The following is a 25416-nucleotide window of genomic DNA, read 5'->3' as shown; positions in this document are numbered from 1 at the left end:
ATGGCGGCCACGAGGGACCACATCGTCTCGGCAGCACTCGCGCTCGTGGCGGACCGCGGCATCGCCGCGACCTCGATCGACGACATCGCGGCGGCCGCGGGCGTGGCCAAGGGCAGCGTGTTCTACAACTTCGGCAGCAAGTCGGCTCTCTTCGAGACGATCATCGCCGAGGGCGTCGCCCGGCTGACGGCCGCGCTGCAGGCGGCGAGCGACGGGCTGACGGGTCGGGCGGCCGTCGAGGCGATGGTGACGCAGCTGCTGGTGCACATCCGCGACCACCCCGACTTCGCCAAGCTGGCGGTCGCGGAGGTGTTCCGGACGGGACGTCAGTGGCAGGAGTCCATCCGCAACATCCGCGAGGACTCGATCGGCGCGTTCCGGACCGTGGTGGCGCAGGCGTGGCCCGAGCGGGACGCGACGCTCACCGCGGCCGCGTTGTTCGGTGCCACGGTGATCACCGGCCTCGAGTGGCTCGTCTTCCAGCCGGAGCGTTCGCTGGAGGACGTCCGGGACGCCGTGCTCGCCACCATCCGGTGACCCGCTGACGCACGAACGCCGGTGGTGACCTTCGCGGTCACCACCGGCGTTCGACTGCTGTGCGGGATCTCGGTCGACGCGACCGGGAGGCTAGTCCGCCACGCGCTGCTGCGGGACACCCTCGAGCAGCTGACGGACCTCGTCCTCGTGGAAGCGGCGGTGCCCGCCGAGCGTGCGGACCGCGGAGAGCTTGCCCGCCTGCGCCCAGCGGGTGACGGTCTTCGGGTCGACCCGGAACATGACCGCGACCTCACCAGGGGTGAGGAGTGCGCCCTGCGGGAGCGTGGTGTGGGTGGTTGCCATCTGTGGCACTCCTTGTCGTTCGGTAGCTCGGCTGACCTGCGTGGGTCCCGTGGCTTTGCGTCCCCGCCTTGCGGTGGGTTTGCCGTTTTTCGCTGACAGGGGGGACTATGCCCGAAAACAGGACATCTGCGCAACAACCGCCCTCTCCACGCACCCCCGATACCGGGTGAAATGTGCACAGCGGTAGCCTGCCCTCGCACCAGGGGCAGTAGCTCAGCCGGTCAGAGCAGCGGACTCATAATCCGTCGGTCGTGGGTTCAAGCCCCACCTGCCCCACCCGCCACCCACCCACGGCGCCGCCCGCGACGCCGCCCCGCGTCCCCGCAGCCGGCACGCACGGAGGTATCGATGCCCCGCCTCTCCCACCGTCCGCCCGCCGACGTCCGCCAGCGGCTCGCCCTCACGCACGGGGACGCCCTGCTGGTCGCCGTGCGGATGACCGACGAGCGGTGGGCGGTGGCGAGCCGTCGGGCGCTGCACCTGGTGCCCGTCGTCGGCGAGGTGGCGCACGTCCCGTGGTCGGCGATCGAGCGGGGCACGCTCGACACCGCCAGCCACACGCTGACGGTGCACTGGGTGACAGGGGCGACGGCGGCCATCGAGCTGCCCGAGGACGCCGACGGGAAGGCGTTCGCCCGCACGTTCCGCGAGCGGGTCCAGCAGTCGGTGGTGCACGCGACGACCGTGACGGTCCCCGGTGGCGGGCAGGTGCAGGTGGCGTTGCGGCGTGGGGAGGACGGCGAGCTGTTCACGCAGGTGCTGGGCGGCCCGCGCGTCGACCTGTCCGACCCGCAGGTGCGACGTCTGCTGGACGAGGCCGAGGCGCGGGTGCGCGAGGCCGCCGGGCTCCGCTGACCGGCACCGGGAGGGCCTCCTGCGTGTCGGGACGCCGCCGGCCGGCTGATACAGTTCTGCCCGCGATCCCCCGTAGCTCAATTGGCAGAGCATCCGACTGTTAATCGGAGGGTTACTGGTTCGAGTCCAGTCGGGGGAGCAACGCTCACGAACCCCCATCGGGCAGCTGCCTGGTGGGGGTTCTTCGCTGTCCCGGACAGGTCTCATCCGGCCGCGACCGGGGCCGTGTTAACGTTGCCACGCACCGCAGACGGGGCGTGCACATCGTCGTCCCGGCCCGGTGCCGGCGGGGCGCGGCTGCCTCGACGACGGCGTCGACCTCGAGACGGAGCGCAACGCGCATGACGTGGTTGGTCACCGGCGGTGCCGGGTACATCGGCTCGCACGTGGTTCGGGCGTTCCAGGCGGCCGGTGTCGAGGCCGTGGTGCTGGACGACCTCTCCTCCGGGCACCGACGGTTCGTCAGCGCGGGGACTCCCCTGGTGGTCGGCTCCGTGCTGGACACCGAGCTGGTGACGCGCACGCTGCGCGAGCACGGCGTCGAGGGAGTCGTGCACCTCGCCGGGTTCAAGTACGCCGGCGTCTCCGTGCAGCGCCCGCTGCACACGTACGAGCAGAACGTCACCGGCACCGCGCACCTGCTGGAGGCGATGGCGGCGGCCGACGTGACGGCGATCGTCTTCTCCTCGTCGGCGGCGGTCTACGGCACGCCCGACGTCGACGTCGTCACCGAGACCACCCCGACGCGGCCGGAGTCGCCCTACGGCGAGAGCAAGCTGATCGGCGAGTGGCTGCTGGCCGACCAGGCGACCGCGACCGGACTGCGGCACACGTCCCTGCGGTACTTCAACGTGGTCGGATCGGGCCACGGCGACCTGGTGGACACGTCGCCGCACAACCTGTTCCCCCTGGTGTTCGACGCGCTCCTGGCCGGCCGTATCCCTGTGGTCAACGGCGACGACTACCCGACGCCCGACGGCACGTGCGTGCGCGACTACGTGCACGTGCAGGACCTGGCCGAGACCCACGTCGCGGCCGCGCAGGCGCTGTCCGCCGGCACCCCGCTGCAGCCCGTCTACAACCTCGGCGCCGGCGACGGCGTCTCGGTGCGGCAGATCATGACGGCCATCGCGCAGGTGACCGGGACTCCGTTCGAGCCCGTCGTCGGCCCGCGCCGTGCGGGTGACCCGGCACGCATCGTCGCCTCCGGGGCGCTCGCCACGCGCGACCTCGGGTGGGACCCGCACCGCACGCTCACCGACATGGTGGCGAGCGCGTGGCACGCGCGTCAGACCCACCCCACCACCGACTGACACGAGAGGACGCCGCCACCGATGTCGAGCGCCATCCAGCCCTCCTGGGACGACCCCACCGGCGCCGCACGCGCCTCCGAGCTCTTCACGCAGACGTTCGCCACCCCGCCGGACGGTGTGTGGGCCTCCCCCGGACGCATCAACCTGATCGGTGAGCACGTCGACTACAACGCCGGGCTCTGCCTGCCGGTCGCGCTGCCGCACCGCACGTTCGCGGCGGTCCGGGCGCGGGACGACGACCGGGTGCGGCTGGTCTCGGCACAGGCGCCCGGGGCCGTCTTCGAGGGGTCGCTCGACGACCTCGGGCCCGGCCGGGCGACCGGGTGGACCGCCTACGCGGGTGGTCCGGCGTGGGTGCTGCGCGACGAGGGCGTGCCGGTGCGCGGCTTCGACGCGGCCGTCACGTCCTGCGTGCCGTTCGGTGCCGGGCTGTCGTCGTCGGCCGCGATCGAGGGCGCCGTGGTGCTGGCGGTCCGCGAGCTGGCCGGTGTCGGTCCGCTGGACGATGCGGCGCGTGCCGACCTGGCGGCCGCGTGCGTCCGGGCGGAGAACGAGATCGCCGGCGCACCGACCGGCGGCATGGACCAGGCGGCCAGCCTGCGGTCCCGCGCCGACCACGCGCTGCTGCTGGACTGCCAGGACTTCTCGGTGGACCACATCCCGTTCGCTCCCGCGGCCGACGGCCTGGCGATCCTGGTGATCGACACCCGGGCGCCGCACAGCCTGAACGACGGGCAGTACGGGCTGCGTCGGCAGCAGTGCCAGTCCGCCGCGGAGAAGCTGGGGCTCGGCTCGCTGGGGGAGGTCACCGACCTCGACGCGGCACTGCTCGTCCTGACCGACCCCGTCGAGCGGGCCCGCACACGGCACGTCGTCACGGAGATCGCCCGCGTCCGCGAGTTCGTCGCGCTGCTGCGCTCGGGGGCCCTGGCCGGCACCGGTCCGCTGCTGGACGCGTCGCACGCCTCGCTGCGCGACGACTACGAGGTCTCGTGCGAGGAGCTTGACGTAGCGGTGGAGACCGCTCGGGCGGCCGGGGCCCTCGGCGCACGGATGACCGGCGGGGGCTTCGGCGGGTCGGCGATCGCCCTGGTCCGGACCGTCGACGTCGCCGCGGTGGCCGATGCCGTCTCGGCGGCCTACGCCGCACGCGGGTGGGGTGAGCCGGGCTTCCTCGTGGCGGACACCGCCGCACCGGGGTCCCGGGTCGTCTGAGCAGCACGGCGGAGGGTGCCCCGCAGCCTCCCTATGCTCGGCACATGCCCAGCCCGACCGGTTCCGGCCGAGGCGGCCGCGCGTCCATCGGTGACGTCGCGCGCCTCGCCGGCGTCTCGCTGCAGACGGTGTCCCGGGTGTCGAACGGCTCGGCCTCCGTCCGGCCCGGGACGCGGGCGCGGGTGCTCGAGGCGATGTCCAGCCTCGGCTACGCCCCCAACCACGCGGCGCGGGCGCTGCGGTACGGCAGCTTCCAGGCGATCGGGGTGGTGGCGCACCGCCTGCCACGCACCGGCGAGACGCGGATCTTCGAGGCGGTCGTCGAGGCGGCCCGGCGCGAGGGCTTCACGGTCTCCCTGGTCGACGTGCTGACGCCGTCGCCGGACGACGTGAGCGACGCGGTGCAGCGGCTGGACAACCAGGCCGTCGACGGGCTGGTGGTGATCCGCGCGGAGACGGCGACCCCCGAGACGCTGGCGCTACCGTCCCACCTCCCGGTCGTGGTCGCCGATCCGCGTCAGGTCGGTCGGCACGCCACCGTGGGCGCCGACGAGACGGCCGGTGCGCGGTCGGCCGTCGAGCACCTGCTGGCGCTCGGGCACCCTCAGGTCCACCACGTCGCCGGTCCCGAGGACTCGGTGCCGGCCCGCCTGCGCCGCGACGCGTGGCGCGCGGCGTGCGCGACGGCCGGCGTCGGCACACCCCCGCCCGAGGTGGGTGACTGGAGCGCCGAGTCCGGGTACGAGGCCGGCCGCAGGCTGGCGCTCGACCCGTCCGTGACCGCCGTCTTCGCCGCCAACGACGAGATGGCGGTCGGTGTGGTGCGCGCCCTGTTCGAGGCGGGACGACGGGTGCCCGACGACGTGTCGGTGGTCGGCTTCGACGACATCCCGCTCGCCGGCTACCTGTGGCCACCGCTGACCACGGTGGTGCACGACTTCGAGCAGGTCGGCGCCGCGCTGGTCGAGCTGCTGGTGCGGCAGATCCGGGACGGGTCCGAGCTGGGCGCCGAGCGCGTCGTGGTGCCTGCCCCGCTGGCCGTCCGTGCGAGCACCGCCCCTCCCCGGCCCGGGACCGGGTCGTGAGGACGCCGGACGCGCGGGAGGTGCACCGCGTCGTCGTCGCACGGGCGCAGGACGAGCGCGCGGAGGTGGCGCTCGCGCGGCGGGGAGCGGTGACCGAGCTGATCGTCGACGGGGTGTTCGCGATGGACACGGTCGACACCGGGACGGAACGTGCCCTCGCGCGGCTGGCGCTCGACCGCTGGCAGGGGGACGACGGCCAGGGCCTCGAGGAGGGCGACCCGGGCGGGCGTCCTGAGGCCCGGGTGCTGGTGGGCGGGCTCGGCCTGGGGTTCACGACGGCGGCGCTGCTGGCCGACCCACGGGTGGCGACCGTGCACGTCGTGGAGCTCCACGAGGCGATCGTCGAGTGGGCGCGCGCCGGGATGCTGCCGCTGCCCGCCGCTGCGCTGAGCGATCCCCGCCTGACGGTCACGGTGGGCGACGTGGTCGACCTGCTGCCGAGGATGCGGTCCGGCTCGTTCGACGCCCTGCTGCTGGACGTCGACAACGGCCCGGGCTTCCTGATCCATCCGTCGAACGCGGCCGTCTACCAGCCGCGGTTCCTGCGCACCGCGCTGGACCTGCTGGCGCCGGGCGGTGTCCTGGCCGTGTGGTCGGCCGACCGGGCGCCGGCCCTCGCCGACGCGCTGCGCACCGCCGGCGCCGACTGCCGGGAGGTGACCTCGGCCGTGCGGCGCGACGGACGGGACCTGGAGTACGCCCTGTACCTGGCCGTCGCGGTCGGCGGACGATGAGCGGCTTGCTGAGCACCGTCGCGGCGCTCGCCGGAACCCCCGGCGGGCTCGCGACGGCGTTCGCATCCGGCGTCGTGGCCGGGCTGGCGATCGCGGTGCCGGTCGGTGCCGTCTCGACGTTGATCGTCATGGTCGCCGCCCAGCGCGGGTGGCGGGTGGGCGCCGCGGCAGGGCTCGGTGCGGCGACCGTCGACGGCGCGTACGCGACGGTCGCTCTGGTGGCGGGCGCGGCCCTGGCCCCGCTGATCGAGGCCCACCGCACGACGCTGAGGTGGTCGTCCGCCGTCGTGCTGGCGGCGGTGGCGGTGGTGCTGGCCCGGCCGGCCTGGCGGCCCGCCGCTGCCGCGCCGACCACGGCGGCCGAGAAGCGGTCAGCTCTGAGACCCGGGCGGGCGTACCTGACCGTCGTCGGCCTGACGGCCGTCAACCCGGCCACGGTGGTGTACTTCGCGGCGCTGGTGGCGGGTCCGGCCGCCCGGACAGTCACGAACCCGCCCCAGCGGGCGGCGTTCGTCGTCGGCGCACTCCTCGGCTCCGCCTGCTGGCAGCTGCTGCTCGCCGGTACGGGTTCGGCCGTCGGAGGCGTGCTCACGGGCCCGCGGGCGCGGCGCTGGACGGCGGCGGCGGGGGCTGTGGCGGTCGGCGCGCTGGCGGTGGCGACGGCAGCGGGCGGCTGACGGGGCATCAGCTCCGCTCACGGCTCCCAGCGGAACAGCCGCGCCGACACGGCGGTCAGCACCAGGGTGAACGCCAGCAGCACCAGCACGGGCAGCACCACGGACGACGGACCCCTCCCGCGCACCATCGTGTCGAGCATCGCCTCGTTCAGGTACCGCAGGGGCAGCACGCGGGAGACGCCCTGCAACCAGCCCGGCGCACCTGCCAGCGAGAAGAACGACCCCGACAGGAACGCCATCGGCAGCACGATGACGTTGGCGAGCCCCACGGCGGCCTCCTCCGTCTTGGCCACCGAACCGGCGAGCAGGCCGATCGACAGGAAGGCGAGCGTCCCGACGAGGGTCAGCGGGAACACCATCGGCCACCACCCGGTCAGCCTCAGGCCGAAGAAGGCGACCGCCACGGCGAGGAAGATCACCACCTGACCGAACGCGACGGCGAGGCTGACCCCGACGCGCGCGAGCACCACCGACGCGGTCGACACGGGAGCGAGCCGCATCCGGCGCAGCAGCCCGTTGGTGCGCCACGCCACGAGGTTGACCGCGGCACCGAACGTCGCGCTCATCGCCACCGCCCAGCCGAGCAGGCCGGGCGTGACGAACTGGATGGTCCGCAACGACGTGTCCTCGACCTGGGCGGTGCGCAGCGAGAGTGCCGGCGGAGCGCCCGACGCCGCGAGGTTCGTCGCGTCCACCAGCCCCCGGAACGTGCCGAGCACCTGGGCGGCGCGCACCTGGTCGGCACGCGAGTAGTGCACGTCCACGGTGGGACCGTCCTGCGTCACCACGGCGGCGGCGGCACCGGACCGCACCCGGGCCAGGGAACCGTCGAGGTCGTCGCTCGTCGTGACGGAGATCGACTGGTCCAGCTGGGCACGGGCGTCAGCGGGCAGCCGGTCGAGCACCGCGACCGGACCCACAGCGACCACGTCCAGCCGCGGGCTCGAGCGGTCGGAGAAGATGCCGCCGAACAGCACCAGGAACATCAGGGGGAACACCACGGACCAGAAGATCGTCATGCGGTCGCGGACGAAGCCCTTCGCCATCGCCGCGGTGAGCGAGCGCAGCGCGGTCACGAGCGGTACTCCCGTCCGGTCAGCTGCAGGAACACGTCCTCGAGGGTCGCGCCGCGGACGCTCAGCCCCGTCAACGCACCGCGCGCCGCCAGCCGGCCGAGCACCGCGGCGGGTTCACGGGTGGTGAGCACGAGGCCGCCGTCGTCCTCCTCGGCGCTCGCGATGCCGCCGATCCCGGGCACCTGGTCCATCGCCAGCGCGCCCGGGGCGAGGGTGATCCGCACCGGTGCGTCGAGGCCCCTCACCAGTCCGGCCGGGGTGTCCACGGTCAGCAGCCGGCCCTCGTCGACTATCGCGACGCGGTCGCACAGCGCCTCGGCCTCGTCCATGTAGTGGGTGGTGAGCACCACGGTCCGTCCGTCGGCGGTCAGGCCGCGCAGCAGGTCCCACAGGTTGCGACGCGCCTGCGGGTCGAGCGCGGCGGTGGGCTCGTCGAGGAACACCACCTCCGGGTCGTGCACCAGGGCGCAGGCGATCGACAACCGCTGACGCTGGCCGCCGGACAGCTTCTCGGTGCGGTCGTCCGCCTTGTCCTCCAGACCGACCGTGCCGAGCAGCCGATCGGCACGAGCGGCTGGGACGCCGTACAGCGCGCCGAACGTGCGCAGCTGCTCACGAGCGGTCAGCCGCTCGAAGAAGGACGACGCCTGCAGCTGCACGCCCATCCGGCGCTGCAAGGCGGGGTCGCGCCGCCAGGGGTCGTGGCCGTCCAGCCGGACGGTCCCGCCGGCGGGTCGCCGGAGCCCCTCGATCGCCTCCAGAGCCGTGGTCTTGCCGGCGCCGTTGGGCCCGAGCAGGCCGAAGAACTCCCCCGGCTCGACGACGAACGAGACGTCGTCCACGGCGACCAGTGCCCCGTAGGTCATGGTCAGGTGCGACACGTCGATGCGGACGCCCATGGGCCCACCTCACCACCGGCCGCCCCGCGGCCACCAGCCCGTCGGGCTCGCGGCCGCCATACCGCTCCCGTCGGCCCGCAGCCCGACGCCCCGCAGCCGTCAGGCGCTCTCCCGCAGCGTGCGGCGCCGACCCTCCAGCGCCACGAGCTCGGCGAAGGCGGCGGAGTACGCCGCCGCGTCGGCCTGTGCGTCCATCCGCTGCAGCCGCCCGCGCAGCTCGGCGATCTGCCGCGTGCAGCCGATCTCCACCAGCCGCAGCACCACGCCGCGGACGTAGTCCGCGAGCGCGTCGGCACGGTCCTCCGGGACCGGCGCCACCGCCAGCTCGGTGACCAGCGGGCGGACGGGCTCGGACGCCTCCTCGATCACCTGGCCCACCCACCCGGTCGCGTCCCCGCCGGCCGCGACGACGCGGCCGGCCTGCGGTCCCCCCGCGGCCCGGAGCGCCTCGTGCACCGCCCGGTAGGCCGGCACGGTGAAGGTGTCGGAGCCGAGGTCGTCGGCGTCGGACGGGACCAGCGCCGGCAGCTGCAGGAGCACCTCGAGGGCGGTGCGCTCGAGGGAGGCGACCGGGTCGCGCCGGTCCGGGACGGGCAGCCGCGGGGCCGGCGGGGGCTGCACCTCTCGACCCGGATGGGCCCCGCGTCCGTCGCCGTCGCCCCGAGAGCGCTCGTCGCCCCGGGCGCGGTCGCCGGCAGGCGCGGACCGCCCGGCCGCGGCGACCGCCCGGCGCACCTGCGCCTCGTCACCCAGCCCGAGCCAGCCCGTGAGCAGGCGGGTGTACTCCGGCCGCAGTGCGGCGTCCCGGATGCCCGCGACCACCGGCGCCGCCGCGCGCAACGCCCCGACGCGGCCCTCGGCCGTACCGAGGTCGAAGCTGGCGAGGGTGGAGCGGATGACGAACTCGAACAGCGGCTGCCGCCCCGCGACGAGGGCCCGCACCGCGTCGGGCCCCTTCGCCTGCCGCAGCTCGCACGGGTCCATCCCGGAGGGCTCGACGGCGACGAACGTCTGCGCGGAGAAGGACTGGTCCTCGCCGAACGCACGCAGCGCCGCCTTCTGGCCGGCGGCGTCGCCGTCGAACGTGAAGACGACGGCACCTCCGACGGACCCGCCCCCGGCGAGCTGCACCCCACCGGCCCCGCCGGAGTCGCCCATCAGCCGCCGCACGATCCGCGCGTGCTCGCTGCCGAACGCCGTGCCGCAGGTCGCCACCGCGGTCCCGACGCCGGACAGGTGCATCGCCATCACGTCGGTGTACCCCTCGACCACGACCACCTGCCGCTCGCGGGCGATCTCCCGCTTGGCCAGGTCGATGCCGTAGAGCACGTGCGACTTGCGGTACAGCACCGTCTCGGGGGTGTTGAGGTACTTGGGCCCGTTGTCCTCGTCGAACAGCCGCCGTGCACCGAAACCGACGGTCTCGCCGGTGACCTCGCGGATCGGCCACACCAGCCGCCCGCGGAACCGGTCGTACACCCCGCGCTGCCCCTGGCTGACCAGGCCCGACGCGATCAGCTCCGGCTCGGTGAACCCGCGCCCGCGCAGGTGGCGCAGCAGCCCGTCCCAGCCCTGCGGCGCGTACCCGACGCCGAAGCCGTCGGCAGCGGCACGGTCGAAACCGCGCTCGCCGAGGAACCGGCGCCCCGCCGCGGCCGAGGGACCCGCGAGCTGCTCCCGGTAGAACTCCTCTGCCACGCGGTGCGCGTCCAGCAGCCGGCGTCGTCGCCCGGGCTCGTCGCCGGGACGCGGGGCGCCGCCCTCCTCGTACCGCACCTGCAGACCCACCCGGGCGGCGAGGTACTCCACCGCCTCGGTGAAGCCCAGGCCGTCGACCTTCTGCACGAAGGCGATGACGTCGCCGCCCTCGCCGCAGCCGAAGCAGTGGTACCGGCCCACCTGCGGGCGGACGTGGAACGACGGCGACTTCTCGTCGTGGAACGGGCACAGACCCTTGAGGGATCCGACGCCCGCGGGCCGCAGAGCGACGTGCTGACCGACGACGTCCTCGATGCGGACGCGTTCGCGGACCGCCTCCACGTCCTCCCGCCGGATGCGCCCCGCCACGCGCGAAGTGTAGGTCGTCAGCGGTAGGGCGGTGCGACCAGGTCGGCGTGCCAGGAGGCCGCCGAGACGTCCGTGAGGGAGGCGACCTGGTCGATCACCACCCGCAGCCGGGCGGCGTCGTCCGACGCCTCCGCCCAGTCGGCGGCGAACGGCGGCTCGAGCGCGATGGGCGCCCGCTCGGACAGCACCCGGACCAGGTCGACCAGCATCTCGCGCTGCCGCTGGTAGAGCGGCTCGAGCTCGCGCGGCGCCATCACGTAGGCGACTGCGAGGCCCTTGAGGACGAGGATCTCGGCCACCGTCTCGATCGGCACGATCAGGTCCGCGGCGTACCGGGTGAGCGGTCCCGGACCGTACTGCTCGCGGGTGGCCCGCTGGGCCGCGGCGGCGAAGCGGCCGATCAGCTGGCTCGTGGCGTCCTTGAGCATGGCCAGCGCGCCGCGCGACCCGTCGAAGCCGGTGGTCCACAGCTCGGCGTCGACCAGCCGGTCCATGGCGGCCTGCAGACCGTCGGCGTCCACCTGGTCGCCGTACCAGGTCTCCACCGCCTCGACGACGCGGGCCCGCTCGTCGTCGTCGGTCAGCACCACCAGGTCGAACCGGCCGCCGACCACCGCGTCCTCGACGTCGTGCACCGAGTAGGAGATGTCGTCGGCGAGGTCCATCACCTGCGCCTCCAGGCACTTGCGGCCGGCCGGCGCCCCCTGGCGCAGCCACGTGAACACCGGCAGGTCGTCCTCGTACACGCCGAACTTGTGCGTCGGTCGGCCGCTCGCCGCGCTGACCGGCCCCTCCCCATACCGCCACGGGTACTTCACCGAGGCGTCGAGGCTGGCGCGCGTCAGGTTCAGGCCGACCGGGCCGTCGGGGCCGACGACCTTGGGCTCGAGGCGGGTGAGCAGCCGGAGCGTCTGGGCGTTGCCCTCGAAGCCGCCGATGTGCCGGGACAGGTCGGCGAGCGCCCGCTCGCCGTTGTGCCCGAACGGCGGGTGGCCGAGGTCGTGGGCGAGGCAGGCGGTGTCGACGACGTCCGGGTCGCACCCGAGCGCCTTGCCGAGCTCGCGGCCGACCTGCGCGACCTCGAGGGTGTGCGTGAGGCGCGTGCGCACGAAGTCGTCCGACGCGGGGCCGAGCACCTGGGTCTTGGCGCCGAGCCGCCGGAGCGCCGAGGAGTGCACCAGGCGGGCGCGGTCGCGCTCGAACGGTGTGCGCTCCTGGTTCTTCGACCCCTCGGACACCCAGCGCTGCAGGTCCCGCTCGGCGTAGCCGGGAACGAGGGCGGCCGGGTTGCCGGGCACGGCGGGGTGCACGACGGTCACGCGGGAAACCCTAGGCGACCGGGCACCGCGCCGGTCAGGACAGTCGCCAGACGTGGACCGCCGGTCCGTCGCCGGGAAGGACGAGCCCGTCCCGCCGGACCTCCAGCTCGCCGCCGCCGTACAGCCGCTGGGGCGCCGCGCCCGCGGCCAGGAGGGTGGGGGGCAACGCCGCCCCGGGCCAGCGACCCCTGGCGACCAGCACCAGCACGCGCTCGTCGGCGGTCTCGCGCAGGAACGCCACCGCGTCGTCGTGCACCACCGCCCAGCGCAGACCGCCCTCGCGCAGCGCCCGGCTGCCCCGCCTGACCTCGATCAGCCGGCGGTAGACGTCGAACGTGCCCCGGTCCCACCGCGACCCGCCGCCGTCGATGTCGGCCCAGGGCATCGGCACCCGCGCCGCCTCGCCCGTGGACCCGGTCAGCCCCCCCTCGTCCCCCGCGAAGACCATCGGGGTGCCGGGGTACGTGAAGAGCAGCCCGGCGGCCACCTCCACCGCGGCCGCGCTGCCCGCCAGCGTCCGGATGCGGGGCGTGTCGTGCGAGCCGAGGAGGTTCCACTGGTGCGCCGCCACCGACCACGGCACGCCCGCGAGCACCTCGCGCATCGTCGCCACCATCGCCTTCCCGCGCCGCCGCGGCCGGGGTACGGGCATGCCGGGCATGGTCAGGCCGGACGACGGGTCCACCAGCCAGCCGCCCACCGGCGTCGCGAACCCGGCGTAGTTCATCGCCGCCTGCCAGCCGCCGGCCCGCAGGTCCTCCCCCGCATCGTGGAAGTGCTCCGCGACCAGCACCGTCTCCGGCGAGACGGCCGACATCGTCGCCCGCATCTCGCGTGCCACCCGGTGCGTCAGGTCGTCCGACCCGTGCCGACCGGTCATGTTCGCCACGTCGACCCGCCAGCCGTCGAGCGCGTAGGGCTCGCGCAGCCAGCGTGCCGTCACGGAGCCCGGGCTCGACACCATGCGCTCGAACGTGCTGTCCGCGCCGTAGTTCAGCTTGGGCAGCGACGGGTGTCCCAGCCACCCGACGTAGCCGGGCTCGGTGTCCGTCCAGTAGTACAGGGACGCCTCGGGCGCCGAGCGGTCCGCCCGCGCGGCCTCGAACCAGTCGTGGCCCGCCCCGGTGTGGTTCGTCGTCAGGTCGCCGACCAGCCGCATCCCGCGCTCGTGCACCGCGCGGGACAGGCCCGCGAGCGCCTGGTCCCCGCCGAGCAGGGGGTCGACGTGGTCGAAGCTGGTCGCGTCGTACCGGTGCACCGACCGCGCCGGGAACACCGGCGTGAGGTAGACGGTGTCGACCCCGAGCCGCTCGAGGTGGTCCAGCCGCTGGGCGATCCCGCGGAGGTCTCCCCCGTACAGCTGGCGACCCGTGGAGCGTCCGGTCGCCGCGGGCGGCACGTCCCACGCCATGGGCTCGGCCCATGACGGCCCTCCGACCGGTGGCCCGTCGTACCCGTCGGCGCGGGCGAACCGGTCCGGGAACACCTGGTACACCACGGCGCTGCTCGTCCACGACGGCGCCGGTGGGTGCACCGAGAGCCGGAAGTCGGCGGCGTCGGTGACGTCCCGGGCGTGCAGGCCGGTGCCGTTCAGCCACCGCGCGCCGCCGGGCTCGTCCAGCAACCAGCGGTACCCGGTCACGGGGTTGTGCACGGTGACATCCGCCGTGAACCACCGTTCGTCGCCGTCGCCGCCGTCCGCGCGGGCCGGCACCATCACCGGTTCGCCGTCCCGCAGCACGCGCACCCACACCGAGTCGACCGGCCGGTGGGCAGGCACGCGGACCCGCACCGGCACCGCGTCGCCGAGCGCCGGGGTGCCCGGCGCCACGTGGAGCGCCGAGCCGTCGTGGTGCGGCCGGTCGAGCCGGTGCCGCGGGACCTGCCGAGTGCGTTCCCGGCTCACCCCTTGACCGAACCGGCCGTCAGCCCGGACACGATGTACTTCTGCAAGAACTGGAACAGCAGCACCACGGGGATGGCGGCCAGCACCGCGCCGGCCGCGAAAAGCCCCCAGGGGGCGGTCTTCTCGTCGGCCGCCCAGCTGTACAGGCCGACCGCGAGCGTCCACTTCTCCGGCCGCTGCAGCACGATCTTGGCGATGATGAACTCGCCGTACGACGAGACGAACGACAGCAGCCCCACCACCGCGAGGATGGGGGCGACCAGCCGCAGGATGATCGTCCAGAAGATCTGCGCGTGCGTGGCACCGTCGATCTTGGCCGCCTCGTCCAGCTCGCGCGGGACCGTGTTGAAGAACCCGTACATCAGGAACGTGTTCACGCCCAGCGCACCGCCGAGGTACACCGCGATCAGCCCGAGCTGGCTGTTCACGCCGATCGCTGGGAACACCTTGGACAGGCTGAGCAGCAGCAGGAAGATCGCGACGAACGCGAGCATCTGCGGGAACATCTGCACCAGCAGCAGGAACGTCAGGCTGCCCCGGCGCCCGCGGAAGCGGAACCGGCTGAACGCGTAGGCGGCGGCCGCCCCCATCAGCACCGTGCCGACGGCGGTCACGGTGCACACCAGCAACGAGTTCAGCAGCCACGAGCCGAAGTACCGGCCCCACAGGTTCTGGTAGTTCTGCGCCGAGACGTGCCGGAACAGCTGGTTGGACCCGGTCAGCGTCCCTCCCGGGTTGAACGAGGCGGACAGCACGTACAGCAGCGGCAGCACGCAGACCACCACCATGACGACGGCCACCACGTGCCGCCAGCCGAGCTCCCGCCACCACCGCACCCCGTGCACGGGGGCGTGGTGCTCGAGCGAGCGGGTCGGCTTGGTCGACGTCCGCAGGACGGTACCGGTCCGGGTCGAGGTCGCGGCCATGTCAGAGCTCCTCGAGGGTGCGCGTGCGCCGGAAGCCCCACCAGGAGATGGCGCCGACGACGATGAAGATGAGGATCGAGACGGCGCTCGCCAGGCCGTACTGCTTCAGGCCGCTGCCGAACGCCACCGCGTAGACCATCGAGATCAGGATGTCGGTGTGCCCGATCAGCACCGGGGTGCCGGTGAAGCTCGGTCCGCCGCCGGTCAGCATGTAGATCAGCGAGAAGTTGTTGAAGTTGAACGCGAAGCTCGAGATCAGCAGCGGCGCGACGGAGATCATCAGCAGCGGCAGCGTCATCGACCGGAAGATGCGGAACGGGCTCGCGCCGTCCATCCGCGCCGACTCGATGATGTCCGTCGGGATCGACTGCAGCGCCCCCGTGCACACCAGGAACATGTAGGGGAAGCCGAGCCACAGGTTCACCATCAGCACGGAGACCTTGGCCAGCGTGCCGTCGGTCAGCCACGGCACGTTCGCCCCGCCCAGCAGCACCTCGTTGACGTACCCGAACCGCTGGTTGAGCATGCCGCGCCAGACCAGCGCGGACAGGAAGGCCGGGAAGGCGTACGGCAGGATCAGCAGGGACCGGTAGATGCGCCGGCCACGGACCCGCGGGTCGTTGAACGTGATCGCCAGGAACAGCCCCAGCGCGAACGTCGTCAGCACCGAGAGCCCCGCGAACACGAAGGTCCACACCAGGATCTGGGTGAACGGCCCGGACAACCGGCTGTCGGTGAACATCTGCGTGAAGTTCGAGAAGCCGACGGCGACGCGCCAGCCGGGGGTCAGCGCGGTCCCGTCGGGCGAGACGAAGCTGCCGCGCGAGTCGGGCTGGTACACCGTGCCCGTGCTCGTGTCCGTCATCGTGTCGGCCGCCGCGTCGTACGTCAGCGCCGACCTGTACAGGTAGCCGTTCTGCGCGTCCTGGGTGCGCAGCGACCCGTCGTCCGGGTTCGAGGAGAACGGCACGCGCAGGTTGACGATCTCGTCCTGCCGGCCGGCGATCGAGGCGAAGTCCAGCACCTGCCAGCCCGGCACCGCGGTCACCTTGCCGCCGTCGACGGTCGCACCGTCCACCGCGGTCAGCGGCTGCGACGCCGAGCCGACCTCCGCCTTGCCGTCGACGACGACGGCGAAGCCGACCGTGCCGGCCTTGTCGACCACGGTGAGCGGGTAGGTGGCCGAGCCTTCCACCCGCTTCTCGTTCTGCACCAGGATCTGGGCGACCGCATCGCTCTTCGTGGAGTTGTGCCCGTCGCCGTAGTTGGTGAAGGCGACGTAGGCGGTGTACCCCATCACGAACAGCTGGTACACGAGCAGGAAGAGCAGCCCCGGCAGCAGGTACTTGGCCGGCAGGCCGCGCCGGGAGAAGTACACCCACGTGATGGCGACGAGCGCCACGAGCAGGAACGCCGCGACACCCCAGGACTGCACGGCGGCCGCGGTGAGGATGCCGTACACGCTGACGGCGTCGGCGATGGCGACGACGACCAGCTTGACGAAGAAGCCGCGGGACCAGCTGCGGGCGTGGGACGTGTCCCCCACGCCGGTGCGCCGGCCGGACGGCGTGCGCGGGGGCGCCTCGTCCGGGATCTCTACCTGGGTTCCCTGGTGGGACATGGTGCTCCTCGAGGCGGCCGGGACGGCCGGGTGACGTCGTCGTCTGCGGCTCATGGTGGTCCTGTCCGGACGGCGGCGCCTGGCGGCCGCCTCTCCCTGACCGATCAGCGACCGGTCACGGGCGTCACTTCTTGGTGGCGATGGCGTTCTGGATGTTGGTGATCATGGTGGTCCAGGCGCCGGCCGGGTCGGCCGCCTGGCCGTTGATCAGCTGCACCTCGGTGGTGCCCCAGAAGGACCACACGGAGCCCATCTCGGGGATGGACGGCATCGGCGCACCGGTGGAACCGGCGGCGTTGAAGCCGGCGAGCACCTTGTCGTCCACCTTGCTGGCCGCGGCGGTGAGGGCCGGCAGGCGGCCACCGCTCTTGTACAGCTCGGTCTGCACCTTCTCGGTGGTGAGGAAGTTGACCACGAACTCCTGCGCGAGCAGCGGGTTCTTGCTCTTCGCCGAGATGAACGCGCCCTGGACGCCGACGAACGGCTTGGCCTCCTGGCCACCGGCGCTCGGGATCGGCAGCACGGAGATGTCCATGCCCGCCTTGGTGAAGGCCGTCGTGTTCCACGGGCCGGTGATGATGTACGGCGCCTTGCCGTCGAGGAACGCCTGCTTGGCCTTGTCGCCGTCGATGGAGGCGTCGAGCACCTTCTCCTGGCCCAGCTTCTGCAGGTAGGCCGCGAACTTGGTGCCCGCGTCGCCGCTCATGCCGATCTCGTTGGTGTACGAGCCGTCGTCCTTCTGCTTGAACACCGGGGCGCCGAAGGACGTCTGCAGCGGGTACAGGTGGTACGCGTCGCCCTTGTCACCCTGCTGGATCAGCACGGAGAACGGGGTGTTGGCCGTCTTGGCCTGCGTCACCAGGTCGTCGAACGTCTTCGCGGTCGTGTCCTTGAGGAGCTTGTTGTTGCGGACCAGCGCGATGTTCTCGATCGCGTAGGGCACGCCGTACTGCTGGCCGTTGTACGCGAAGGCGGAGACGGCGGACTTGCTGAAGTCCTTCGCCTTGTCGCCGAGCTGGACGGTGGCGACGACGCCGTTGTTGACGAACTCACCGGTCCAGTCGTGCGCGCCGATGATCACGTCGGGGCCCTGCCCGGTGGGGACCTGGGAGACGAAGTCGGTGCGGATGTCGCCCGACACCTTCTGCACCAGGTCGACCTTCACGCCGGTCTGCTGCTGGAACTCGTCGACGATCGGCTTCATGGAGTCGATGCGGGTCTCGTCGACCCACATGGTCAGGGTGCCGCTGAGCGTCGGCTTCGCGCTCGCGGTGGCGCTCGCGGTGGAGCCGGAACCCGACCCCGAGCCCGAACATGCGGCCAGCGCCAGGGTCACTCCGGCGATCGCCGCGAGGGGGATGCTCCGTCGCATCGTTGTGTGCTCCTCGGTGGAAGTCGTGCCGTCGGCCGACGGGACGCCCGCCGACGATGGCCTGATGGCTGGGACGGTAACGCGCTTGTGATCGCATCAGCAACTCGTTACGGTAACTTTCAGGCAACGGTTTGCAGGGCTGGGACGTCGGACGGAGACACGCCGACGACGCGCCGGGCATGATTGACCGTCGCACCCGTGATGGACGAGGAGGTCCCGTGTCTCTGCTGCCGCCGGCACGCACCCGGCTGACCGACATCGCCGAACAGGCAGGTGTCAGCACCGCCACGGTGTCGCGCGTGCTCAACGGCAAGCACGGGGTGTCCTCCCACACCCGCCAGGCGGTGCTCGCCGCCCTCGACGTGCTCGGCTACGAACGGCCCGACCGGCTGCACTCGCGGCCTGCCGGCCTCGTCGGGCTGGTGGTGCCGGAGCTGAGCAACCCCGTGTTCCCGGCGTTCGCGCAGGTGATCGAGACGATGCTGTCCGACCGCGGGTACACGCCATTGCTGTGCACGCAGTCGCCGGGCGGCACCACCGAGGACCAGTACGTCGAGATGCTGCTCGAGCACGGCGTGGACGGCATCGTCTTCGTGTCCGGCCTGCACGCCGACACGTCCGCCAGCACCGAGCGCTACCAGCGGCTGCGCAGCCGCGGCATCCCGCTCGTGCTGGTCAACGGGTTCGCCGCGGGGGTCGACGCGCCGACGGTGTCGACGGACGACGCGGCCGCGATGGAGCAGGCCGTCCGGCACCTGACCTCGCTCGGCCACCGGTCGATCGGGCTGGCCGTGGGGCCGACGCGGTTCGTGCCGGTGCGCCGCAAGATCGACGCGTTCTCCGAGCTGCTGCGGCGGCAGGGCGTCGCCGAGCCCGAGCAGCACATCGTCTCGACCCTCTTCACGGTCGAGGGTGGTCAGTCCGCCGCCCTCGAGCTGATCGAGTCCGGGCACACCGCGGTGATCTGCGGGTCGGACCTGATGGCCCTCGGCGCCGTCCGTGCCGCCCGCTCGCGCGGGTTCCGGGTGCCGGACGACCTCTCCGTGGTGGGCTTCGACGACTCGCCGCTGATCGCCTTCACCGACCCGCCCTTGACCACGATCCGGCAGCCGGTGGCGGCGATGGGGCACGCCGCCGTCGCGGCGCTGGTCGCGGAGATCCGCTCCACCCCGGTCTCCCGGGCGGAGCTGCTGTTCCAGCCGGAGCTGGTCGTGCGCGGTTCCACCGGCGCTGCGCCCGCCGGTGCCCTGGTGCTCCCCGGACCCGGGGCCGCCGCGGTCTGACGACGGCTCCGGCCGTCCGGTGCCGCCGGCACCGCACCCACCTCACCGCCCGAGCCGTCACGTCCTGCACCGTCACGTCCCGACGCGCCCGCGCGGCGCCCCGCCGCACCGTCCGAGAGGCCTCCATGACCAGCACCGCTCCCGACCGCGTCCGCGTGCACACCGCCCCGGCGGACGCGCAGTGGTGGCGTTCCGCCGTGATCTACCAGGTGTACCCGCGCTCGTTCGCCGACTCGGACGGTGACGGCATCGGCGACCTGCCCGGCATCACGGCCCACCTGGACCACCTGGCCGAGCTGGGCGTCGACGCCCTGTGGCTGTCACCGTTCTACCGGTCGCCCCAGGTGGACGCGGGCTACGACGTCGCCGACTACCGGGACGTCGACCCGCTGTTCGGCACGCTGGCCGACGCCGACGCACTGCTCGAACGGGCGCACCGGCTCGGGCTGCGGGTGATCGTCGACCTGGTGCCCAACCACACCTCGGACGAGCACGCGTGGTTCAGGGCCGCCCGCGCGGAGGCACCTGGCTCGCCGGAGCGGGCCCGGTACCTGTTCCGGGACGGCCGGGGACAGCACGGTGAGCTGCCGCCGAACAACTGGGAGTCGGTCTTCGGCGGACGTGCGTGGACGCGGGTGACCGAGGCGGACGGCACCCCCGGCCAGTGGTACCTGCACCTGTTCGACGCCGGCCAGCCGGACCTGAACTGGGACAACCCGGAGGTCCGCGCCGAGTTCGAGGACGTGCTGCGGTTCTGGCTGGACCGCGGCGTCGACGGTTTCCGCGTCGACGTCGCGCACGGCATGGTCAAGGCGGAGGGGCTGCCGGACTGGTCGGGGCACGTCGCGATGATCGAGGGCGACGAGCAGGGCACCGTCCCCGGCGGCACCAACCCGATGTTCGACCAGGAGGGTGTGCACGAGATCTTCCGTGCGTGGCGCCGGGTGCTGGACGAGTACCCCGGCGAGCGCGTGATGGTCGCCGAGGCGTGGGTGGACCCGCTCCCCCGGCTGGCCCGGTACGTGCGGCCCGACGAGCTGCACCAGGCCTTCAACTTCGACGTGCTGGTCACGGGCTGGGACGCGGCGCGGCTGCGGCGGGTGATCGACTCGTCCTTCGCCGCCAACGACGCCGTGGGCGCTCCCACCACCTGGGTGCTGTCCAACCACGACGTCGTCCGGCACGCGTCCCGGCTCGGCCTGCCCGACCCGACCAGCCGGCCCAACGGCATCGGGCCGGACGACGTCCAGCCGGACGCCGAGCTCGGGCTGCGGCGTGCGCGCGCCGCGACGCTCCTGGTGCTGGCGCTGCCCGGCTCCGCGTACCTGTACCAGGGCGAGGAGCTGGGGCTGCCGGACCACACCACCCTCGACCCGTCCGTCCGGACGGACCCGGCCTTCTTCCGGACCGGTGGCACCGAGCTGGGTCGCGACGGCTGCCGGGTCCCGCTCCCGTGGCGCGCGGACGCACCCGCGTACGGCTTCTCACCGACCGGCGCGACGTGGCTGCCGCAGCCGGAGGAATGGGCGCGCCTCGCCGTGGACGTCCAGCGTGACCAGGCCGGCTCCACCCTCGAGCTCTACCGGGCGGCCCTGCGGCTGCGGCGGGACCACAGGTTGGGCTCGGGCGACCTCAGCTGGGCGCCGGAGGTGTCGACCGACCCGACGGTGCTCGCATTCGTCGACCGAGACGTCCTGGTGGTGGCCAACCTCGGGGAGGGCTCGGTGCAGCTGCCGGACGACGGACACGTGCTGCTGTCCTCCGCGCCGCTGGCTGTGGGGCCCGAGGGCACCGTGCCGGCCGCCACCACGGTCTGGGTCGAGCTGCGCTGACGGCCGCGCGCGGCGCGGCGACCGTCTCGCTGCGGGCGCGACCGCATCAACCTCGCCGTGCGGACACGTCCCACGCCTGCGCCGAGTGGGGCGCCACCTGGATGGCGATCTCACCGCCCTTGACGGTCGCCGACGACCCGGTGCACCGGCCTCCGCTCACCGGCGCACCACCCGCCAGCACGTCGCAGTAGGTGCCGGCCGGCAGGTGCGTCGGGATGCTCGTCGCCAGCGGGCTGTCCCCGTTGTTCACGACGACGAAGCCGAGACCGCCGCGCCCGAGGGCGACCGCGTCGCCCTCCGACCACGTGTCGACCAGGGCTGCCGAGCCGGCGACGGCACGCCACCCGACCATGCCGGCCACGGCCGGCCACGCGTGCTGGCACACCCAGTCGCCGGGCTGCAGCGCGGCACCCGGGCCGGGTGCGGCGCCGCACGCGGCATCCAGCACGGCACCGCGGGCGTCCTGGCGCGGACCGGCGTCGCGGTCGTCGAACGCGTACCCGGAGTACACCAGCGGCGTGCCGTAGGCGCCTGCGAGCATCAGCACGTCGGCCAGCTGGTAGGTGGTGCCGTCGCGGTAGCTGAGGGTGGAGCGGTTCCGCTCGGTGTCGTGGTTGTCGACGAAGACGACCGCCTTGTCGGTCGGCGCGTACCGGCTGCCGGTCCCGAGTGCCAGGACCGGACCGATCGAGCCGGCCAGCATGCCCTTGACGTCCCGGCCCCAGGAGAACTCGAGCACCTTCCCGTTGGCGAGGTACTGCTCAGGGGTGATGGGTTCGCCGCTGCCGCGGATCACCTCCTGGACCACGCCCGTGCCGGCCGGGAGCGAGGCGGTGAACGCCGCGATGTCCTCCGGTGCCATGTGCTTGGCCGCGTCGATGCGGAAGCCGTCGACGCCGAGCGAGACGAGGTCGGCGAGGTAGGCCGCGATCTTCTGGCGCACCTGCGGCTTCTCGGTCGCGAGGTCGGCGAGGTTGGACAGCTGGCACGTGCGCACCTGGGTCGCGTCCTGGTAGCTGACGATGTCGTCGCCCGGCGTGAGCCCGCAGTGGTGGAAGTCGCCTGCGGCGTCCGAGTACAGGCCCGGGTAGTCGTAGTGCGAGTACGACGAGCCGGCCCAGCCGACGCCCGGGGCGTCCTGGCCGGTCATGTGGTTGACCACGGCGTCCGTGTAGACCTTCACGCCGGCGGCGTGGCAGGCCGTGACCATGGCGGCGAGCTGCTCGCGGTTGCCGAGCCTGCTCTCCAGCCGGTAGCTGACCGGCTGGTAGGAGGTCCACCACTGGCTGCCCAGCACGTGCTCCTGCGGAGGCGAGGTCAGTACCCAGCCGTACCCGGCGGGGCCCAGCCGGTCCGTGCACTCACGGCCGATCGCCGGCCAGGTCCACTGGAACAGCTGGACGCCGACGTCGCGGACGGCAGGGGCGGCCGTCGTGGAGGCGGACCGGCCGGGTGTCGAGCAGGCGGCCAGCAGCGCGAGGAGGGTGGCCAGCGTCGCGGTCCGGAGCAACCGCCGAGGGCGGGCGAAGGGCGTCGTGCGGTGCGTCATCGTCACCACCAGGTCGGGCCGCAAGGACTTGCAGCAAGTTTCGGCGCGCCGAGTGTAGCCCGCCAACGGGGGCCGTAGGCTCCCGCCGTGCCAGCCGTCGTCATCAACGGGCCCGCGTCGTGGAACACCCTGGTGCGGCTCGACGCACTGCCGGAGCCGCGACCCCAGACGCTCGCAGCGCGCTCCGTCGAGCACGGTCTGGGCGGTACCTCCGCCGGCAAGGCGGTGACGCTGGCCGCGCTCGGCGTCGACGTGCTGCTCTCGACCGTGCTGGGTGACGACGATCCGGGCGCCCTTGTGCGCGCGGTGCTGGAGCGGCCCCGGCTCCGCGTGCTGGCCCGTCCCGCGGCCCGCGGTCGCACCGAGCAGCACCTCAACCTCGTCGCCGACGACGGCGACCGGGTGTCGATCTACCTCGAGCTGCCTGAGGCACAGGGACCCACGCCGCCCGATCTGCTCACGGAGCTGCGCGAGGCACCGGTCGCGGTCCTCGACCTGGCGGAGCACTCCCGTCCGCTGCTCGAGACCGCGCGGAGCAGCGGGGTGCCCGTGTGGTGCGACGTGCACGACGACGACGGTGCGGCGCCGTACCCACGTGCGTTCGCGGAGGCGGCGGACGTGCTGCTCGTCAGTGCGGCACGGCTCGACGACCCGAGGGCGTACCTCGACGCCCGGGTCGCTGCCGGGACGCGGCTGGCCGTCTGCACCGCAGGGTCCGCCGGCGCGCTGGCCCGCGACGCGGAGGGCTGGTGGGAGATCCCTGCCGTCCGGGTCGAGGTGGTCGACGCCGAGGGGGCCGGTGACGCCTTCCTCGCGGGGCTCCTGGCGGCGCACCTCGACGGGCTGCCGACGCCGGACGGCCTGGCTCTCGCCTCTGCCGTCGCGGCGCTCGCCGTCGCGCAGCCCGGCCTCGGTGGCGGTTCGGTCACGCGCGCGGAGGCGACGACGCTGGCCACCTCGGTGCGGGTCCGTCGGCACTGAGCCCCACGCCGCTGCCCTGCGCAGCCGGCCTCTCGCGCGCGGTGGCCAGGCGGCCGATGCCGGGCAGATGCGCGGCGGCGTCAGCCGCCCGACACCGAGAGCTCGGCCTCGCGCAGCGTGCGCCGGAAGTCCTCCGACAGCTCCCGCGAGTCGAGCCACCCGTCCGGCACGTGCGGCCGCTTCGGGGACCCGGCACGGCCCCGCTGCCCCTCGGCGGCGGCACCGGGATAGGGCTGGTCGTGGTCCAGCAGCGCCAGCAGGTCGTCCAGCTCCGCCGTCGTCGACACCATCGCGAGCCGGGCCCGCAGCTCACCGCCCACCACGTAGCCCTTGAAGTACCAGGCCATGTGCTTGCGCATCTCGCGCAGCGCCTTCGACTCCTCGCCGAAGGTGTCGACCATCAGCTCGGCGTGCCGGCGCACCACGGCCGCGACCTCGCCGAGTCCCGGGCGCACCCGCGCGTCAGAACCGGAGAACGCCGCCGCGAGGTCGGCGAACAGCCACGGCCGTCCCTGGCACCCACGGCCGACGACCACGCCGTCCACACCGGTGCGCGCCACCATCTCGAGCGCGTCCTCCGCCGACCAGATGTCTCCGTTGCCCAGCACCGGGATGTCGGTCACGGCGGCCTTGAGCGCCGCGATGGCGTCCCAGTCCGCCGTGCCGGAGTAGTAGTCCGCCGCCGTGCGCCCGTGCAGCGCGACCGCCGCCACGCCGGCGTCCTGAGCACGCAGCCCCGCCTCGAGGTACGTCAGGTGGTCGTCGTCCACGCCCTTGCGCATCTTCACCGTCACCGGCACCCCGGCCGGGGCCGCGGCCGCCACGGCCGCCTCCACGATCGACGAGAACAGGTCCCGCTTCCAGGGCAGCACCGCTCCCCCGCCGCGGCGGGTGACCTTCGGCACCGGGCAGCCGAAGTTCAGGTCGACGTGGTCGGCGCGGTCCTCCTCGACCAGCATCCGGACGGCCGCACCGACGGTCGCCGGGTCCACGCCGTACACCTGCACCGAGCGGGGGCGCTCGTCCGGTGCGAAGTCGATGATCCGGAACGACTCCGGGCTGCGCTCCACGAGGGCCCGGCTGGTGACCATCTCGGCGACGTACAGGCCGGCACCGGACTCGCGGCAGAGCCGGCGGAACGCCGCGTTGGTCACGCCGGCCATCGGCGCGAGCACCACGGGGGTGTCCACGACGATCGGACCGATGCGCAGCGGGGGCAGCACGGCACCGACCGTCGGGGCGGCCGGGCGTGCGTCGGCGTCGTCGAGGACCGGGGGCATGCCGTCCAGTGTCGCATCCGGCCGTCGACGACCCCCGGTGGCCGGCACGTCACCGGGAGCGGGCCGTCGGCGCGCGGACGACGACCGACCGGTCAGCGTGCCTCGGGGTCGGCCTGGTGGATGCCGAACGTGTTGCCCTCGGGGTCGAGGAAGTAGCCCTGCCACGCCATGCCGGTCAGGGCGTACTTGGGCAGCGCGACACGGCCACCGGCGGCCTCGATCGCCGTGGCGGTGGCGTCGAAGTCGTCCACCTGGACGGTGCAGACGAACGCGTTGGGGCCCTGCTCCGCGGCCGGCGCAGCGGCTCGCCGCTTCAGCAGGCCCCCGTCGATGCCGACCTGGTCACCCCCGCCGGTGGTCACGCCCCAGTACTCGTCGTCCGCCACGCCCGACCAGTCCTGGAACTGCCAGCCGAACACGGACCCGTAGAACTCCCGGGCCCGGGCGACGTCGTCCGCGTGGATCTCGAAGTGCACGACACGGGACACGATGGACCTCCTGCGCACGATGCGGATCTACGGCCCCACTCTGGCAGCGGCCCACGTCGCCCGCTCGGTGAGCCACGACGCCTCCGGCGGCCGCGTCG

Annotated in this window: 22 protein-coding genes, 2 tRNA genes and 1 riboswitch; of the genes, 12 read left to right on the top strand and 12 right to left on the bottom strand. The window is 73.4% G+C overall.

What is annotated here, in order from left to right; translation table 11 throughout:
* The gene (locus ACFQTY_RS15195; RefSeq protein WP_291762353.1) at positions 1–537 is read left to right on the top strand and encodes a TetR/AcrR family transcriptional regulator; all 537 of its coding nucleotides are present in this window, start codon (positions 1–3) and stop codon (positions 535–537) included.
* A 90-nt stretch (positions 538–627) separates the two neighbouring features.
* On the opposite strand, the gene ACFQTY_RS15190 is transcribed toward ACFQTY_RS15195, so the two are convergent.
* Positions 628–840 carry a BldC family transcriptional regulator gene (locus tag ACFQTY_RS15190; RefSeq protein ID WP_263730281.1) on the bottom strand — a complete coding sequence of 71 codons (213 nt, stop codon included), beginning with the start codon at positions 838–840 and terminating at the stop codon, positions 628–630.
* A gap of 18 nt (positions 841–858) precedes the next feature.
* Positions 859–934, bottom strand: a riboswitch (cyclic di-GMP riboswitch).
* 108 nt (positions 935–1042) lie between these two features.
* On the opposite strand from ACFQTY_RS15190, the gene ACFQTY_RS15185 reads away from it, so the two are divergent.
* The 8 genes from ACFQTY_RS15185 (at position 1043) to ACFQTY_RS15150 (ending at position 6719) form a co-directional block, all read left to right on the top strand.
* Positions 1043–1116: transfer RNA gene (locus ACFQTY_RS15185), tRNA-Ile, on the top strand.
* A 72-nt stretch (positions 1117–1188) separates the two neighbouring features.
* Positions 1189–1695, top strand: coding sequence for a hypothetical protein (locus ACFQTY_RS15180; RefSeq protein WP_378102075.1), 507 nt, complete (start codon positions 1189–1191; stop codon positions 1693–1695).
* Positions 1696–1761: 66 nt separating this feature from the next.
* A tRNA-Asn gene (locus ACFQTY_RS15175) sits at positions 1762–1834 on the top strand.
* Positions 1835–2036: 202 nt separating this feature from the next.
* Positions 2037–3008 (top strand): UDP-glucose 4-epimerase GalE, encoded by a 972-nt coding sequence (gene galE, locus ACFQTY_RS15170; RefSeq protein ID WP_378102072.1) that lies wholly within the window; start codon positions 2037–2039, stop codon positions 3006–3008.
* A 21-nt stretch (positions 3009–3029) separates the two neighbouring features.
* Positions 3030–4223 (top strand): galactokinase, encoded by a 1194-nt coding sequence (galK, locus tag ACFQTY_RS15165; RefSeq protein ID WP_378102070.1) that lies wholly within the window; start codon positions 3030–3032, stop codon positions 4221–4223.
* A gap of 44 nt (positions 4224–4267) precedes the next feature.
* Entirely contained in the window at positions 4268–5308 is a 1041-nt protein-coding gene (locus ACFQTY_RS15160; RefSeq protein ID WP_378102067.1) for a LacI family DNA-binding transcriptional regulator, read from the top strand.
* A complete protein-coding gene (locus ACFQTY_RS15155) occupies positions 5305–6042 on the top strand; it encodes a spermidine synthase (protein WP_378102065.1) in 738 nt (245 codons plus the stop codon). Before ACFQTY_RS15160 ends, ACFQTY_RS15155 begins: the two co-directional genes overlap by 4 nt.
* Positions 6039–6719 carry a LysE family transporter gene (locus tag ACFQTY_RS15150; protein ID WP_378102062.1) on the top strand — a complete coding sequence of 227 codons (681 nt, stop codon included), beginning with the start codon at positions 6039–6041 and terminating at the stop codon, positions 6717–6719. The genes ACFQTY_RS15155 and ACFQTY_RS15150 overlap by 4 nt, the downstream gene beginning before the upstream one ends.
* Positions 6720–6736: 17 nt before the next feature.
* Here the strand turns inward: ACFQTY_RS15150 and ACFQTY_RS15145 are convergent, their stop codons facing one another.
* From ACFQTY_RS15145 to ACFQTY_RS15110, 8 genes are all read right to left on the bottom strand, one after another.
* The gene (locus ACFQTY_RS15145; RefSeq protein WP_378102059.1) at positions 6737–7795 is read right to left on the bottom strand and encodes an ABC transporter permease; all 1059 of its coding nucleotides are present in this window, start codon (positions 7793–7795) and stop codon (positions 6737–6739) included.
* Positions 7792–8694, bottom strand: a complete 903-nt coding sequence (locus ACFQTY_RS15140) for an ATP-binding cassette domain-containing protein (protein ID WP_378102057.1) — start codon at positions 8692–8694, stop codon at positions 7792–7794. Before ACFQTY_RS15140 ends, ACFQTY_RS15145 begins: the two co-directional genes overlap by 4 nt.
* Before the next feature lie 99 nt (positions 8695–8793).
* Positions 8794–10761, bottom strand: coding sequence for a DNA primase (dnaG, locus tag ACFQTY_RS15135; protein ID WP_378102054.1), 1968 nt, complete (start codon positions 10759–10761; stop codon positions 8794–8796).
* A gap of 17 nt (positions 10762–10778) precedes the next feature.
* The gene (locus ACFQTY_RS15130) at positions 10779–12071 is read right to left on the bottom strand and encodes a deoxyguanosinetriphosphate triphosphohydrolase (protein WP_378102432.1); all 1293 of its coding nucleotides are present in this window, start codon (positions 12069–12071) and stop codon (positions 10779–10781) included.
* Between the two features lie 43 nt (positions 12072–12114).
* Positions 12115–13986 carry a glycoside hydrolase family 13 protein gene (locus ACFQTY_RS15125; protein ID WP_378102051.1) on the bottom strand — a complete coding sequence of 624 codons (1872 nt, stop codon included), beginning with the start codon at positions 13984–13986 and terminating at the stop codon, positions 12115–12117.
* Positions 13983–14912 carry a sugar ABC transporter permease gene (locus tag ACFQTY_RS15120; RefSeq protein ID WP_378102048.1) on the bottom strand — a complete coding sequence of 310 codons (930 nt, stop codon included), beginning with the start codon at positions 14910–14912 and terminating at the stop codon, positions 13983–13985. Before ACFQTY_RS15120 ends, ACFQTY_RS15125 begins: the two co-directional genes overlap by 4 nt.
* Position 14913: 1 nt before the next feature.
* Entirely contained in the window at positions 14914–16533 is a 1620-nt protein-coding gene (locus tag ACFQTY_RS15115) for an ABC transporter permease subunit (protein ID WP_378102046.1), read from the bottom strand.
* Positions 16534–16657: 124 nt separating this feature from the next.
* On the bottom strand, positions 16658–17905 hold the full coding sequence (locus ACFQTY_RS15110; protein ID WP_378102043.1) for an extracellular solute-binding protein: 1248 nt from the start codon (positions 17903–17905) through the stop codon (positions 16658–16660).
* A gap of 218 nt (positions 17906–18123) precedes the next feature.
* Here ACFQTY_RS15110 and ACFQTY_RS15105 point away from each other — a divergent pair, with 218 nt between their 5' ends.
* Both ACFQTY_RS15105 and ACFQTY_RS15100 read left to right on the top strand, forming a co-directional pair.
* Positions 18124–19188 carry a LacI family DNA-binding transcriptional regulator gene (locus ACFQTY_RS15105; protein ID WP_337975264.1) on the top strand — a complete coding sequence of 355 codons (1065 nt, stop codon included), beginning with the start codon at positions 18124–18126 and terminating at the stop codon, positions 19186–19188.
* Positions 19189–19313: 125 nt separating this feature from the next.
* Entirely contained in the window at positions 19314–21020 is a 1707-nt protein-coding gene (locus tag ACFQTY_RS15100) for a glycoside hydrolase family 13 protein (protein ID WP_378102038.1), read from the top strand.
* A gap of 46 nt (positions 21021–21066) precedes the next feature.
* Here ACFQTY_RS15100 and ACFQTY_RS15095 read toward each other — a convergent pair whose 3' ends face one another.
* Positions 21067–22569 (bottom strand): alpha-amylase family protein, encoded by a 1503-nt coding sequence (locus tag ACFQTY_RS15095; RefSeq protein ID WP_378102036.1) that lies wholly within the window; start codon positions 22567–22569, stop codon positions 21067–21069.
* A gap of 87 nt (positions 22570–22656) precedes the next feature.
* Here ACFQTY_RS15095 and ACFQTY_RS15090 point away from each other — a divergent pair, with 87 nt between their 5' ends.
* Complete coding sequence (locus ACFQTY_RS15090) at positions 22657–23550, top strand: carbohydrate kinase family protein (RefSeq protein ID WP_378102033.1); 894 nt, start codon at positions 22657–22659, stop codon at positions 23548–23550.
* A gap of 80 nt (positions 23551–23630) precedes the next feature.
* On the opposite strand, the gene dusB is transcribed toward ACFQTY_RS15090, so the two are convergent.
* Both dusB and ACFQTY_RS15080 read right to left on the bottom strand, forming a co-directional pair.
* Positions 23631–24830, bottom strand: a complete 1200-nt coding sequence (dusB, locus tag ACFQTY_RS15085) for a tRNA dihydrouridine synthase DusB (RefSeq protein WP_378102030.1) — start codon at positions 24828–24830, stop codon at positions 23631–23633.
* A 92-nt stretch (positions 24831–24922) separates the two neighbouring features.
* On the bottom strand, positions 24923–25318 hold the full coding sequence (locus ACFQTY_RS15080; protein ID WP_378102027.1) for a VOC family protein: 396 nt from the start codon (positions 25316–25318) through the stop codon (positions 24923–24925).
* Between the last annotated feature and the right edge of the window lie 98 nt (positions 25319–25416).

The sequence above is a fragment of the Cellulomonas sp. T2.31MG-18 genome (assembly GCF_964266755.1).
Taxonomy (GTDB): Bacteria; Actinomycetota; Actinomycetes; order Actinomycetales; family Cellulomonadaceae; genus Cellulomonas.
This window is presented reverse-complemented; position numbering and strand designations above follow the sequence as displayed.

Coding starts and splice junctions, on each gene's coding strand:
- ACFQTY_RS15095 (WP_378102036.1), bottom strand. CDS start 22,569: ATGACGCACCGCACGACGCCCTTCGCCCGCCCTCGGCGGTTGCTCCGG.
- ACFQTY_RS15120 (WP_378102048.1), bottom strand. CDS start 14,912: ATGGCCGCGACCTCGACCCGGACCGGTACCGTCCTGCGGACGTCGACC.
- dusB (WP_378102030.1), bottom strand. CDS start 24,830: ATGCCCCCGGTCCTCGACGACGCCGACGCACGCCCGGCCGCCCCGACG.
- ACFQTY_RS15180 (WP_378102075.1), top strand. CDS start 1,189: ATGCCCCGCCTCTCCCACCGTCCGCCCGCCGACGTCCGCCAGCGGCTC.
- ACFQTY_RS15160 (WP_378102067.1), top strand. CDS start 4,268: ATGCCCAGCCCGACCGGTTCCGGCCGAGGCGGCCGCGCGTCCATCGGT.
- ACFQTY_RS15195 (WP_291762353.1), top strand. CDS start 1: ATGGCGGCCACGAGGGACCACATCGTCTCGGCAGCACTCGCGCTCGTG.
- ACFQTY_RS15115 (WP_378102046.1), bottom strand. CDS start 16,533: ATGTCCCACCAGGGAACCCAGGTAGAGATCCCGGACGAGGCGCCCCCG.
- ACFQTY_RS15110 (WP_378102043.1), bottom strand. CDS start 17,905: ATGCGACGGAGCATCCCCCTCGCGGCGATCGCCGGAGTGACCCTGGCG.
- ACFQTY_RS15100 (WP_378102038.1), top strand. CDS start 19,314: ATGACCAGCACCGCTCCCGACCGCGTCCGCGTGCACACCGCCCCGGCG.
- ACFQTY_RS15140 (WP_378102057.1), bottom strand. CDS start 8,694: ATGGGCGTCCGCATCGACGTGTCGCACCTGACCATGACCTACGGGGCA.
- galE (WP_378102072.1), top strand. CDS start 2,037: ATGACGTGGTTGGTCACCGGCGGTGCCGGGTACATCGGCTCGCACGTG.
- ACFQTY_RS15190 (WP_263730281.1), bottom strand. CDS start 840: ATGGCAACCACCCACACCACGCTCCCGCAGGGCGCACTCCTCACCCCT.
- ACFQTY_RS15150 (WP_378102062.1), top strand. CDS start 6,039: ATGAGCGGCTTGCTGAGCACCGTCGCGGCGCTCGCCGGAACCCCCGGC.
- galK (WP_378102070.1), top strand. CDS start 3,030: ATGTCGAGCGCCATCCAGCCCTCCTGGGACGACCCCACCGGCGCCGCA.